At 74.4% G+C, this 13313-nt stretch carries 12 protein-coding genes; 5 read left to right on the top strand and 7 right to left on the bottom strand.

Annotated elements, in window-relative coordinates; genetic code table 11:
* The first annotated feature begins 63 nt into the window (after positions 1-63).
* Positions 64-627 (top strand): DM13 domain-containing protein, encoded by a 564-nt coding sequence (locus J3R08_RS13780; protein ID WP_209961484.1) that lies wholly within the window; start codon positions 64-66, stop codon positions 625-627.
* An 8-nt stretch (positions 628-635) separates the two neighbouring features.
* On the opposite strand, the gene J3R08_RS13775 is transcribed toward J3R08_RS13780, so the two are convergent.
* From J3R08_RS13775 to J3R08_RS13745, 7 genes are read right to left on the bottom strand one after another with little or no spacing between them, the layout of a single operon-like run.
* Positions 636-1565 carry an amidohydrolase family protein gene (locus J3R08_RS13775; RefSeq protein WP_209961482.1) on the bottom strand — a complete coding sequence of 310 codons (930 nt, stop codon included), beginning with the start codon at positions 1563-1565 and terminating at the stop codon, positions 636-638.
* Entirely contained in the window at positions 1565-2482 is a 918-nt protein-coding gene (locus J3R08_RS13770; RefSeq protein ID WP_209961480.1) for an MBL fold metallo-hydrolase, read from the bottom strand. The genes J3R08_RS13775 and J3R08_RS13770 overlap by 1 nt, the downstream gene beginning before the upstream one ends.
* Positions 2479-3264 carry an ABC transporter ATP-binding protein gene (locus J3R08_RS13765; RefSeq protein WP_043324780.1) on the bottom strand — a complete coding sequence of 262 codons (786 nt, stop codon included), beginning with the start codon at positions 3262-3264 and terminating at the stop codon, positions 2479-2481. The genes J3R08_RS13770 and J3R08_RS13765 overlap by 4 nt, the downstream gene beginning before the upstream one ends.
* The gene (locus J3R08_RS13760) at positions 3261-4025 is read right to left on the bottom strand and encodes an ABC transporter permease (RefSeq protein ID WP_064446292.1); all 765 of its coding nucleotides are present in this window, start codon (positions 4023-4025) and stop codon (positions 3261-3263) included. Before J3R08_RS13760 ends, J3R08_RS13765 begins: the two co-directional genes overlap by 4 nt.
* On the bottom strand, positions 4022-4783 hold the full coding sequence (locus tag J3R08_RS13755; protein ID WP_069090109.1) for an ABC transporter permease: 762 nt from the start codon (positions 4781-4783) through the stop codon (positions 4022-4024). The genes J3R08_RS13760 and J3R08_RS13755 overlap by 4 nt, the downstream gene beginning before the upstream one ends.
* Entirely contained in the window at positions 4780-5754 is a 975-nt protein-coding gene (locus J3R08_RS13750; protein WP_209961477.1) for an ABC transporter substrate-binding protein, read from the bottom strand. Before J3R08_RS13750 ends, J3R08_RS13755 begins: the two co-directional genes overlap by 4 nt.
* The gene (locus tag J3R08_RS13745) at positions 5751-6470 is read right to left on the bottom strand and encodes a class II aldolase/adducin family protein (RefSeq protein WP_064446295.1); all 720 of its coding nucleotides are present in this window, start codon (positions 6468-6470) and stop codon (positions 5751-5753) included. Before J3R08_RS13745 ends, J3R08_RS13750 begins: the two co-directional genes overlap by 4 nt.
* Before the next feature lie 226 nt (positions 6471-6696).
* On the opposite strand from J3R08_RS13745, the gene J3R08_RS32060 reads away from it, so the two are divergent.
* From J3R08_RS32060 to J3R08_RS13725, 4 genes are all read left to right on the top strand, one after another.
* Entirely contained in the window at positions 6697-7410 is a 714-nt protein-coding gene (locus tag J3R08_RS32060; RefSeq protein ID WP_167435649.1) for a Clp protease N-terminal domain-containing protein, read from the top strand.
* A 178-nt stretch (positions 7411-7588) separates the two neighbouring features.
* Positions 7589-8821 carry a cellulose binding domain-containing protein gene (locus J3R08_RS13735; RefSeq protein WP_209961476.1) on the top strand — a complete coding sequence of 411 codons (1233 nt, stop codon included), beginning with the start codon at positions 7589-7591 and terminating at the stop codon, positions 8819-8821.
* Positions 8822-9098: 277 nt separating this feature from the next.
* Entirely contained in the window at positions 9099-11288 is a 2190-nt protein-coding gene (locus tag J3R08_RS13730; protein WP_209961474.1) for a BTAD domain-containing putative transcriptional regulator, read from the top strand.
* Positions 11285-13306 (top strand): BTAD domain-containing putative transcriptional regulator, encoded by a 2022-nt coding sequence (locus J3R08_RS13725; RefSeq protein ID WP_209961472.1) that lies wholly within the window; start codon positions 11285-11287, stop codon positions 13304-13306. The genes J3R08_RS13730 and J3R08_RS13725 overlap by 4 nt, the downstream gene beginning before the upstream one ends.
* Positions 13307-13313: the final 7 nt, after the last annotated feature.

The following is a 13313-nucleotide window of genomic DNA, read 5'->3' as shown; positions in this document are numbered from 1 at the left end:
CGCGGTCGGGCCGTAAGCGGACGGAAAGATCCTCCGGCCGGGAACGGCCCTACGGTTCACGGCATGGGCAGAAGACGTGTGGTGTTGTCGGTGCTCGCCGTCGTGGTGGTCGCCGGTCTCGGGGTGAGCCTGTACCTGTTCCAGCCGTGGCGGCTGGTGACCGACCGCGAGGTGCGCGAGGCGCTGCCGTCGGTGACGGAGCCGCCGACGGCCGGCACGAGCGGCCCGCCGGCCACCGGCGGGCCGCCCGCCGACGTGGTCCTGGCCGCCGGTGACTTCGTCACCCACGAGCACGACACGTCCGGCCGGGCGCAGCTGGTCCGGCTCGCCGACGGCCGCCGTCAGTTGCTGCTGCGCGGCCTGAACACGTCCGACGGCCCCGACCTGCGGGTCTGGCTCACCGACCGGAAGGTGCAGCAGGGCCGCGCCGGCTGGCAGGTGTTCGACGACGGCCGCTGGGTGGAACTGGGCCGCCTCAAGGGCAACATCGGCGACCAGGCGTACGACATCCCGGCGTCGGTGGACCTGGACGGGCTGCGCAGCGTGTCGATCTGGTGCAAGCGGTTCGCGGTGTCGTTCGGCGCGGCCCCGCTGGCCGTGGCGGGGACGGGATCGGCGCCGGCCTGATCGGCGCGTCAGCCGCGGCCCAGCAGGCGCAGCGTGTTGCCGCCGGCCACCAGGGCGCGCTCGTCCGGGTCGAGGCCCGCGCCGCGCAGCGCCGCCTCGACCCGCTCCCGGGTGGTCTCCCGTTCGGCGACCGGCCAGTCCCCGCCGACGACCACGTGGTCGACCCCGAGCAGGTCGGTGGCGAAGCGGATCGCCGACGGCGCGAAGCCCATGGTGTCGGCGTACACGTGGGCGCGGCGGCCGGGCGCGCTGAGCAACGCGCCCTCGTCGGTGGCGGCGGCGAGCGCCAGGCCGGCCACCCCGAGCATCGGGAAGACCACGTGCAGGCCGGGCAGCGCGGCCAGGGCGCCGCCGGTGAGCAGGGACAGCAGCGCGGCGGCGTTGATCGTGCCGCGGGCCAGCGACGTGCCGAGCCGGCCCAGGCCGGCGAACTCGGCGGTCAGCGTGGACCTGCTGATCGGATGCGCGAAGACCGGCACACCCAGCTCGGCCGCGGCGGACAGGGTGGGACGGGCGGCCGGGTCGCCGAGCAGCCGCCCGTCCGCGGCGGCGCAGTCGACGACGACGCCCGGCAGGCCCAGCTCGCGGACGGCCCGGACCACCTCCCCGGCGGCCGCGTCGCCGCCGAAGGCGTCGATCGTGGCGAGCCCGGCGAGGCGGCCCGGGTTCGCGGCGACCACGGCCGCCAGGTGGTCGTTGAGCCGCCGCAAATCGTCCGGCCGCGTCCGTTCGCCGTGCGGGGTGACCATCGCCGGCGGGGCGCTCAGGACGCGCAGGTCCACGCCGTGCCGGCCGGACTCGGCGAGCAGGCCGTCGAGGTCGGCGACCCGCCGGGCCGTGTCGGCCCAGCGGGCGGCGAGCACGCCGGTGGCGTTGTGCGGCAGCACCGCGGGATAGTCCGGACAGGCGTGGTGGGTGTGGAAGTCGGCGATGAGCATCAGACGTCGAGGAACGTGTAGGTGAAGCCGCACTCGGCCCGGCGCACGTACCCGGCCGCGGGGAACGGGAAGTGCGCCGGCACGAGCAGGTCACCGGAGTCGGCGGCCCGTTCCAGCAGCCGGCGGCGCTGGTCGGCGGAGTCGCCCGGCACCACGCAGTAGCGGATGCTCCACTCCGGCCGTTCCAGCTGGACGCCGTGGTGCAGCATGTCGCCGGCGAACAGCGCCCGCTGCCCGGCCGACTCGACGACCAGGTAGACGTTGCCGGGCGTGTGGCCGAACGCGGGCACCAGGTGCACCTGCGGGGACAGGACGTGGTCGGCCTCGATCAGGTCGAGCACCCCGGCGTCGCGCAGCGGCAGGATGCTGTCGGCGATGTAGTCGCCGGTACGCTGCATGGCCCGCGCGCCGTCCGGGCCGGTCCACCAGTCGAACTCCTCCCGGACCACCAGGTACCGGGCGTTCGGGAAGGTCGGCTCCCAGCCGCCGCGGCCGTCCGCGCTGGTGGCGAAACCGACGTGGTCGACGTGCAGGTGGGTGAAGACGACGGTGTCGATGTCGCCGAGCGACACCCCGGCGCGGGCGAACTGTTCCAGGAACGGCCGGTCCGCCCGGTCGAACACGCCGCCGTTGCGCGGTTTGCCGTTGCCGCCGCCGGCGTCGACCAGGATCAGCCGGTCCGGCGTACGCAGCAGGTGGGCCTCCTGGTTGAGCAGGATCCGGCCGTCGTGGGTGAACGGCTCCCGGGTGTAGAACGCGCCGTCGGTCCACGACTCGGTCGCCAGCTGCGGGAAGAACTCGGCCGGGTCCACGAAGTAGTCGACCTCGCGGATCGGGAAGACCTCGACCTCACCGACTCGGAAGGACCACAGCGGGCCCTCGCCGCCGCCGGTGTCGGTCCATCGGGCGTTGCTCATACCATCTCGCTCTCGGGGGTACGGCGGACCTGCGTCCACACTCGGGTGCGCAGCTCGCCGAAGCGGGCGGAGGAACGGGTGCCGATCTGTTCCCGGTCGGCGGGCAGGTCGACCGGGATGTCGGCCTGGACGCCGGAGACGCCGGCGCCGAGCACCACGACGCGCTGACTGAGGTAGACCGCCTCGTCGATGTCGTGGGTGACGAAGACGATGGTCATGCCGTAGCGCTTCCACAGCGTGGCCACCAGGTCCTCCAGGTCGGCGCGGGTCTGCGCGTCGACGGCGGAGAACGGCTCGTCCATCAGCAGCAGCCGGGGCCGGTAGGCGACCGCGCGGGCGATCGCGACGCGCTGCTGCATGCCGCCGGAGAGCTGCCAGGGGTACGCGTCGCCGGCCGCGCCGAGTCCGACCGCGTCGAGCGCGTCGGCGACGAGTTCCCGCCGCCGCGCCCGGCTCAGGTCCAGGTGCCGCAGCGGCAGCTCGACGTTCTGCCGGACCGTCTTCCAGGCGTACAGGCTGCGGCCGTACTCCTGGAAGACGACGCCGAGGCCGGGCGGCGGTTCGGTGACCGGACGGCCGCCGAACCGGACCTGCCCCACGGTGGCCGGCAGCAGCCCGGCGACGATCTTGAGCAGGGTGGTCTTGCCGCAGCCGGACGGGCCGACGAGCGCGACGAACTCGCCCTCGGACACGGTCAGGTCGATCGCGGTCAGCACCTCGACGGTGCGTTCCCGGGCCCGGTAGGTCTTGCCGATCCCGGCGATCTCGAGCAGGGAGGTCATGGTCGCTCCGTGAGTTGTCCGGTGTGGCCGCGATGCCAGCGCAACGCGCGCCGCTCGACGAGCTCGAAGAGTTTGGCGAGCCCGAACCCGAGCAGGCCGATCAGCAGCACCCCGCTCCACATCTGCGGGATGGCGAAGCTGCGCTGGAACTGCACCACTGTGAAGCCGAGCCCGTCGGTGCTCATCAGCATCTCGCTGACCACCATCAGGATGATCGACAGGCCGAGGGCCTGCCGGGCGCCGGCGAAGATCTGCGGGCTCGCGCCGCGCAGCGCCAGCAGGTGCCGGGTGCGGCGCGGCAGCCGGTACGCCGCGGCGGTCTCCAGCCCGACCTCGTCGGCGGCGCGGACGCCGTCGGCGGTGTTGAGCAGGATCGGCCAGACCGCGCCCACAGTGATGACGACCAGCTTGGTCGTGTCGCCGATGCCGACCGCCACCAGCAGCACCGGGATCAGCACCGGGGCGGGCAGCACCCGGAAGTACGCCAGCAGCGGGCCGGTCAGCGCGCGGGGCACCGCCCACCGCCCGATCACGAAGCCGAGGACGACGCCCGCGGCGAGCGCGATCGTGTAGCCGGCGGCGAGGCGCCACAGACTGGGCACCACGTCGCGGGCGAACGTGTCGGAGAACCACACGTCCCGGAACGCCTCGACGATCGTGCGCAGCGGCGGCAGGAACACGTTGGTGCTGCCGTCGCTGGCCACCCACCAGGCGGCCACGAGCGCCGCGGGCAGGCCGAGCGCGTAGCCGAGGGCCTTCATGCCAGGGCCTCCCGGCGGGTCGCCACGTGCCAGTGCAGCAGCCGCCGCTCGGCCAGCCGGGCGAGCTGGTCGAGGCCGATGCCGAGCCCGCCGGTGAGCAGCACCAGCGCGTACATGCCGGTGGACTCGCCGGACTCCTGGCTGCTCCAGATCATCTCGCCGAGCCCGGCGGCGCCCATGACCAGCCCGCCGGTCAGCGCGAGGGCCAGCGCGACCGAGACGATCAGGCGCAGCGCCGTGCCCAGGTACGGCAGCACCGTGGGCCAGGTGACGTGCACGATCCGGGCCAGCCGGCCGAGCCGGAAGGCACGGGCGGTCTCGACCGCCACCCGGTCCACGTCCCGCAGGCCGTAGAGCACCTGGAACACGACGATCCAGAAGCAGGACACGGCGACGAGCAGCACCGTGATCTGCCGGACGTCGAGCACGAGCACCAGGACCGGGATCAGCACGATCGACGGGACCGGCCGCAGGAAGTCGAGAGTGGAGGAGGTGGCCCGGCGCACCTGCGGCACCGAGCCGAGCGCGAACCCGGCCAGGATGCCGGCGGCCAGCGCGATGACCAGGCCGACCGCCACCGTCGCCAGCGTACGGCCGGTCGCCGCCCAGAACCGTTCCTCGGTGAGCAGGCGCAGCGCCTCCGGAACCACGGCGCTCAACGGCGGCACGTAAGCCGGGTCGAGGAACAGGCGGGCGAGGATCTCGTAGGCCGTGGCCGCGCCCGCCAGGCCCAGGGCGCCGAGCCACCCCCTTCTCACCTGAGGATCAGTTCGTCGAGGTCGGGTGTGGTGGTGATGAGCCCGTCGCGCTGGGCGTAGCCGGCGAGCTTCTCGGCGGCCTGCCGGCTGACCTCGTCACGCAGGCCGGTCAGGGTGATCTTCGCGGCCACCTCCGGCTTGATCTCGGTGAACGTGGGGATCTTCGCGCGCACCTCGTCCTCGTGGTCGCGGGCGTACGCGTACGCCTCCCGCACCGCGTCCCGGAACGCGGTGACGGTCTTCGCGTTCTTCGAGGTGTAGGAGCCGGCCGCGTACCAGGCGGAGACCGTGAGGTCGGGCGCCAGGTCGGTGAATCCCCAGCCGACCGGCACCGCGCCCTGTGCCTTGGCCGCCGACAGGAACGGCTCGACCACCCAGGCGCCGTCCACCCGGCCGGTGCTGACCGCGGCGGGCGCCTGCGGGAACGGGATCTCGACGAGCTTGACCTTCGTCGGGTCGCCGCCGTCGGCGCGGACCGCCTCGCGGGCCGCCGCGGCGGCGATGTTGGTGAGGACGTTGACCGAGACGGTCTTGCCTTCGAGCTGCTTGGCGCTGGTGATGCCGGAGTCGCCCTTGACCACCAGGGCGCCGTAGTCGGCGCCCTCCTTGCCGGTGGACGCGGACGCCGGCACCACTGCCTTGACGTCGAGGCCCTTGGACCGGGCCACGATCAGCGTGGTGAGGTCGCCGGTGGCGAAGTCGACCTTGCCGGCCAGCACGGCCGGCACGGAGGTCAGGTCGGAGGTCTCGGTGTCGACCTCGACCTTGAGGCCGTGCTTGGCGAAGATGCCGCGCTCCTGGGCCAGGTAGATGGGCGCGAGGTGGCCCAGCGGCGACGAGGCGAGCCGGACGGTGGTGAGGCCGTCGGCGCTCGCCGCGGCGGGCTCGTCGTTCCCGCCGCAGGCGGCGAGCGACGTGGTGAGCAGGACGGCGGCGAGGGCGCCGGCGATCCGGCGGCTACGGGTGGTCATGCGGTCGGCTCCTCAAAGCGCAGGCGCAGGTCGAGGTCGTGGACGTGGTCGGGGAACGGCGCCGGGCCGCCGAGCGGCTCGGCGCCGATGCTGGAGACGGCCGCCTCCTCGATCGCCACGACGAGGCTCGCGGCGTGCCGGGCGGAGTCGCCGGCGACGAGCAGGCCGTGGTTGCCGAGCAGGATCGCGTACGTGCGGGGGTGCGCCGCGAACGTCTCGGCGATCGACCGCACCGCCTCCTCGGTGCCGCGTGGCGCCCACGGCGCGACGGGGATGTCGACGGGCTGGCCGTGCACCAGCAGGGCCTCGTACCGGGCCGGCAGCGACACACCGGCGAGGGCGTAGCTGGTGGCGTACGGCGAATGGGTGTGGATGACGGCGTTGACGTCGGGCCGGGCCTGGTAGACGCCGATGTGCATCTTCAGGATCGCGGCCACCGACGGGCTGGGCGTTCCGTCGTGGACGGTCCCGTCGAGGCCGACCACGACGACGTCGTCGTTGACGGTGCGCAGCGCGGGCGCCGCGACCCGCAGGTCGTCGGCGGGCCACGGGCGCAGCAGTTCCCCGGCGTTGACGAGGAGGCGGTCGTCGTGGCCGGGAATCCGGACGCTGATGTTGCCGTGCCCGCTGGCCGACATGGCCGAGGCGGCGAAGAGCTTGTTGATGCCGGCGGTCAGGTCGACGCGGGCTTTCTGGACAGGGTCGTGCTGAGTCATGGCGTGTCGGGCCTTAAGGAGTCGGCCGTGCCCAGGAGGGCACGACGAGGCGACGTGTGCGAAGCGAGCCGGTGGGGCTCAGCGGCGACAGAGCGCGCTGGACGTACGGCCCTGGTCGAGGGCTCGTCGGGTGGTCAGCAGCGCGGGCATAACCCTACTATAACCCTAGGGAATGTAGGCGATCAAGGGGTGCCCGGCCCGGCCCCCGCGTGACAGGATCGGTCAGGTGCCCAAGGTCAACGTTTATCTGCCCGACGCCCTCGCCGACCGCGTCCGCGACGCCCGGCTGCCGGTCTCCCGGATCTGCCAGACCGCGCTGACCCAGGCGCTGGACGGCGCCGTGGGCGCGACTCACGAGACACCCACCACCCGGGCGCTGCCCGCCGGGCTCACCCTGACCCCGCCCGCCAACCACCACGTGGCGGCGATCCTGCACCAGGCGTACGCCCTCGCGTCCACCTCCGGCGCGGGCACGGTGGAGCCGGTCCACCTGCTGCGGGCCTTCCTCGACGAGGGCGAGAGCCTGGTGCTGAACACCGTCGAACTGCTCGGCTTCCCCGCCGCCACGATCCGCGCGGCCCTGGGCGAGACCCCCGCCACCGCGGCGACGCCCACCGAGCCGGCCACCTCGCCGGACACCCGGGCGGTGCTGGCGGCCGCCGCCGAGCAGGCCACCGCGCACGCCTCGGCCGTCACCACCGGCAGCCACCTGCTGCTCGGACTGCTGCGCGACGACGGCGAGGCGGGCGCCGCGCTGCGCCGCACCGGAGTGAGCGCCGTCGTCACGCCCGCCGCGCTCTCCGCCCTCTACTACGGCGTCGCGTTCGGGCGGATGCTGCCCGGACGCGACGCCGACACGACGGTCCTGCGCGTGATGATGCACGACGTCCTCGACCGCCTCGACCGGCTGCAGAAGCGGCTCGACGCGACGGACGCCTGACGCGCGGCGCAGAGGACGGTCGCCAACTGATCGCGCCGGGGCCTCGCCTCAGGCCCCCGACCAGCGCGAAGTCGCGTCCACACAGCGGACGTTACATTGACACTTTTCGTTACGCCGGTGATAGTAACCGCACACCGACACCACCAAGGGCGCCTACGCGTCAGTCGCTGGAGGACCCATGAGAAGGAGATCGAGAATCTACGCGGGACTGGCCGCCGCCGTCGTTTCGGCCGCCTCTGTGACCATGACGTTCGGCGCGGCGCCCGCGGGCGCCGCGATCGGCGGCTCCGGCCCCTACCCCGCCGACTACGAAACCTCGTCCACCCTGGCCAACCACACCATCTTCCGGCCCCAGACCCTCCCGTCCGAGCGCCTTCCCATCCTGGTCTGGGGCAACGGCGCGTGCTCGGCCAACGGCCTGTCCCAGGGCAACTTCCTCCGTGAGATCGCCTCCCACGGCTTCCTCGCCATCGCCAACGGCGCGCCGAACGGCTCCGGCTCCACCAACGCCCAGATGCTCACCCAGTCCATCGACTGGGCGGTGGCGGAGAACTCCCGGTCGGGCAGCAAGTACTTCAACCGGCTGGACACCACGAAGATCGCCGTGGCCGGCTTCTCCTGCGGCGGCGTGGAGGCGTACGCCGTCTCCAACGACCCGCGCGTCACCACGACCGGCATCTTCAGCAGCGGGCTGCTCAACGACGCCGACGACTACCAGTTGCGCCGGCTGACCAAGCCCATCGCGTACTTCATCGGCGGGCCCAGCGACATCGCCTACCCCAACGCCATGGACGACTGGGGCAAGCTGCCGTCCGGGCTGCCCGCGTTCATGGGCAACCTGAACGTCGGTCACGGCGGCACCTACGACCAGCCCAACGGCGGCGAGTTCGGCCGGGTGGCGGTGCTCTACCTGAAGTGGCGCCTGAAGGGCGACGTGGGCGCCGGGGCCAACTTCGTCGGCCCGGACTGCGGCCTGTGCCGCACCCAGTGGACGGTCCAGCAGAAGAACCTGACGCTCGACCCGCCGCCCACCACCACGCCACCCCCGACCACGCCACCCCCCACCACGCCGCCGCCCACGACTCCCCCGCCCACTACGCCGCCGCCCGGCGGAGGCCCGTCCTGTTCGGCCGCCTACGTGGTGCAGGACCAGTGGAACGGCGGGTTCGTCGCCACCGTCACCGTCACCGCCGGCACCACCGCGCTGACCGGCTGGCGGGTGACGCTCGCCCTGCCGGGCGGCGCGTCGATCAGCTCGTTGTGGAACGGTGTGCCCAGCGGCACCAGCGGCACCGTCACCGTGGCGAACCAGAGCTACAACGGGCAGGTCGGCGCGGGCCAGACCACCACCTTCGGATTCCAGGGCGCCGGCAACGGCAGCGGCGCCACCGTCACGTGCGCCGGAAGCTGAGACGCGACTGACACGGCGGCGACCGGCCCGGCGGGAGGTGAGTAACGTCTCGCCGGGCACCGGGCGGGTGCCGGGCCGCCGTCGCGGCCGGTGCGCGCCCGCCGCCGGAAGGCCCCTGCTAGCGCGATCGGCAGGGGCCTTCCGCGATCGCGCGGCGCACCGGAATGCCATGTGCCGTAAGGGTTCCGGCCATGTCGACGAAGTTGACATAGTGGATGGGTGAGCTAGGGTTCCGCCCGGATGGTTGTCACCGGGACAGGGTCACCACGAGGACGGCATGACGGCACAGTGCAGTGGCTTCGACATCCGCTTGCTGGGCCCCCTCCGGGTCACGTACGCCGGGCAGGAACTGACGCTGCGGTCGGCCCAGCGCCGGGCCGTCTTCACCGCGCTCGCCCTCACCCCGCAGCGGGGACTGTCCAAGGACGAGCTGATCGCCGCCGTCTGGGGCGACCGACCGCCGGCCAGCGCGCAGGGCAACCTCTACACGTACGTCTCCGCGCTGCGCCGGGTGCTCGAACCCGATCGCGACCGCTGGTCCTCCGGCGGCGTGCTCACGTCGGAGGGTGGCGGTTACCGCCTGCACGTCGCGGCGGACGCCGTCGACGTCCACCGCTTCGAGCGCCTGCGCGAACGCGCCCGCACGCCCCGCGCCGCCGGTGACGTGGCCGGCGAGCTGGCCGCGCTCGACGCCGCGCTCGCCGAGTGGCGGGGCGACGAGGCGCTGGTCGGCGTCCCCGGGCCCCGGGCGGCCAGCCAGCGTGCCCGGCTCGGCGAGCTGTACCTGACCTCGGTGGAGCGGCGGGCGGAGCTGATGCTGGGCCTCGGGCGCGCCGCCGAGGTCGTCGACCGCCTGCTCTCGCTCGTCGAACGCCACCCCGGCCGGGAGAGCCTGTACGCGGTGACCATGCGGGCGCTCGCCGCGCAGGGCCGCACCGCCGACGCACGCGCGCTCTACGCCACTCTCCGGGACCGTCTGGTGGCGGAGTCGGGCACCGAGCCCGGCGCCGCCGTCCGCCAGATCCACGAACAGATGCTCGGCACCGATCCCGCCGCGACGCGCGGACACATCCCGGCGCCGCCCTCACTCCCCGGCTTCCAGGGGCGTACGGCTGCGCTGGCCCGGCTGCGGCAGGCGGTCACCGCGCTCGCGGCCGGGCGCGGGGGCAGCGTCTGGATCAGCGGCGAGGCGGGCATCGGCAAGTCGGCACTGCTCGCCGAGGGGCTGCGCGACGCGGCGCCGCTCGGCGTCCAGGTCGGCTGGGGCGTCGGCGACGAGCTGGCGTACCGGATGCCGCTGAGCATCATGCTGGAGTGCCTGTCGCTGGGCGACGACGCCGGCCTGCCCGCCTCGCTGCACGACTGCTCCGGCGGGGCGCCACCGACCATGACGGTCGTCGACACGGTCCAGCGGTTCGTGGTGGCGCGCTGCGCCGAACGGCCGCTGCTGCTCGTCCTGGACGACCTCCAGTGGGCCGACGACCTGTCCCTGCTGGTCTGGCACGCGCTGCACAACCTCACCGGGCGGCTGCCGTTGCTGCTCGTCTCCGCCTGCCGCCCGGTGCCCGCCGGCTACGAGGTGCGGCTCCTGCGCAGGGTGCTGCCCCGCAACGGCACCGCGCTCGTCGAACTCGGCCCGCTGGACGACGACACGGCGACCCGGCTGGCGCGTTCCTGGACCCGCCCGCCCGGCCCGGGCGCGGACACCGTACGCGCGCTCGTCGCGGCCGCCGCCGGTAATCCGTTCTATCTCCGCCAGCTCGTGCTCGCCGACCGCGACGGCCGGACCGCCGACACGCCCGGGCCCGAGCTGACCGAAGCCGTCAACCGGCACCTGCAACCGCTTGCCGACGACACCCGGCAGCTGCTGCGGGCGATCGCGTTCCTGGGCAACAACTATCTGGTCACCGACCTCGCCGCGGTCACCGGCAAGTCGGCGCCGCAGCTCGTCCCGGCGGTGGAGGAGGCGCTCGCCGCCGGGGTGCTCGTCGAGGACGGCCGCCGCCTGCGGTTCCGGCACCCGGTGATCCGCCGGGTGCTGCGCGGCGCGATCCCGACCGCGCTGCGGGTGCTGATGCACAGGCAGTTCGCGCAGCGGATCGCCGAGGCCGGCGGCGACCTCGGCCGGGTCGCCGGCCAACTGCTGGCCGGGCCGGTGCCGGTGGACGCCTGGGTGCAGGGGTGGCTGACCGCCCACGCCGCGCAGCTCAGCGCCGCCGCCCCCGCGCCGGCCATCGCGGTGCTGCGGCACGCCGTCGCCTCACCGGGCCTCTCCGCGTCGTCCCGCGAGTTGCTCACCGCGCAACTGGCCCGGGTGCTGCACCGCTGCGGCCTTCCCGCCCGGGCCGAGGCGATCTGGGTGTCGGCGCACACCGGGGACGCCGCGACGCGCGCCGAGATGAGCCGGATCGCCGGCTCCGACGACCCGCCCCGCAGCGCCGGGCAGGCCGTCGTCGGCCGCTCGTGACAGACCTGCGCGTCAACGTCCTGGGGCCGGTACGCGCCTGGCGCGGCGAAGCCGAGATCGACCTGGGACCGGCCCGGCGGCGGGCCCTGTTCGCGATGCTCGCCGCCAACGCCAACCGGCCGGTCACCCGGGGCGAGCTGATCCGGGCGCTGTGGGGCGGCTCCGTGCCCCGCGCCGCTGCCGGCAACGTCTACACGTACGTCTCCGGCCTGCGGCGCAGCCTGGGGACGGCCGGCGGGCGGCTGCTGTCCGGCCGGGCCGGTTACACGCTGCGGCTCGAACCGGGCGCGCTCGACGCCGACCGGTTCGTGTCGCTGTGCGAGGCGGCCGAGGCGCCCGCCGCCGCGGGCCGGCCCGGCGAGGCGGTGGCGCTGCTCGACGAGGCGCTCGCGCTGTGGCACGGCGACGCGTACGCGAACGTGGCCGCGCTGTTCGCGGAGCTCGACCGGCACCGCCTGGCGGAGCTGCGGATCGCCGCGGCGGAGCGGCGGGCCCGGCTGATCCTCGACGGTGGGTGTGACGAGAGCCCGATCGCCGACCTGACCGCCCTGGTCCGCGACCACCCGCTGCACGAGCCGTTCCACGAGCTGCTGATGCGCGCGTTGCACCGGGCCGGTCGCGGCACCGAGGCGCTCGACGTCTACCACGCGGCGCGCCGGGTGCTGGCCGACGAGCTCGGCGTCGAGCCCGGTACGGCGATGCGCGAGCTGCAGAGCCGGATTCTCACCGAGTCGGGACCGACCGCCGCGGTCGCCGTCGTCGCCCGTCCGGTCGCGCCGCGTCGCCGCCGCCTCGTCGGACGCGACGGCGAGCTGGAGCTGCTGCGCGGCCTGCTCGGGACGGCGCGCGAGGGACGCAGCGCGATCGTGTGGATCGAGGGTGAGCCCGGTATCGGCAAGTCCGCGCTGCTGGACGCGGCGCTGCACGAGGCGCGGACCCTCGGCCTGCGGGTCGCGCGTGGCGTCGCCGAGGAACTGAGCAGCCGTATCCCGCTGCACGTGATGCGGGCGGCGCTGGGCGAGGAGGCGGTACCGCACGACGAGCCGGGCGCGGCGCTCGACCGGGTGCTCGCACACGTCCGTCGGCTGACCGCCGCCGGTCCGCTGGTGCTGGCCGTCGAGCGCCTCCAGTGGGCCGACGAGGCGAGCCTGCTGGCCTGGGAACGGCTGGCCGCGCTGACCCGGTGGCTGCCGTTGCTGCTCGTCGCGACGACCCGGCCCGAGCCCGGCCGCCGCGACCTGGCCCGGCTGCGGCGGGGCGTGGCGACACGTGACGGGCACCTGATCCGGCTCGCTCCCCTGCCCCGGGCGGACATCGAGCAGATCTTCGGCACCGCGGTGGGTGTCCCGCCCGGCGCCACGCTGCGGTCGCTCGCGCCGCTGACCGGCGGCAACCCGCTGTACGCGCGGGAGCTGGTGAGCGGTCTGGTGGCGGAGGACGGGGTACGGGTGGTCGACGGGTTCGCCGAGGTCGACGCGCGGGCCGACGGCATGCCGCGCTCGCTCGTGGACACCGTCCGGGCCAGCCTCGACCACCTCTCCCCCGGCGCCCGGGATGCGCTGCGGTACGCGGCCCTGCTCGGCGACGAGTTCGCCGTCGCCGACCTCGCCGCGGTCACCGGGCGGACGCCGTTCGACCTGATGGCCGACCTGGAGGAGGCGGTCGCCGCGACAGTTCTCGTGGGCGCGGGCCGCGAGCTGGCGTTCCGGCAGCCGGTGCTGCGGCGGGCGCTCGCCGGGAGCATCCCCGCCGCGCTGCGGCCGACCTTGCACCGGTACGCGGCACAGGCGCTCGCGGACAACGGCAGCGCCGCCGCCCGGGTCGCCGGACACCTGCTCGCCGGGCCGCCCGAGGTCGACGACTGGCAGGTGAGCTGGCTCGTCGCGCACAGCGAGGAGGTGTTCCGGCAGGCGCCGGGGCCGGCCCGCGAGTTGTTCCGCCGGGCCCTGGCCAGCGGCCGGTGCGCGCCGGAGCAGCGGGAGACGCTCGCCGCGTTCCTGGACGGCCTGGGCGGCTAGCGCCGTT

It is taken from the genome of Micromonospora sp. HB375 (assembly GCF_017872985.1).
Classification (GTDB): domain Bacteria; phylum Actinomycetota; class Actinomycetes; order Mycobacteriales; family Micromonosporaceae; genus Micromonospora; species Micromonospora chalcea.
The sequence above is the reverse complement of the archived record's forward strand: the minus strand, read 5'-3'. Positions and strand labels throughout refer to the sequence as shown.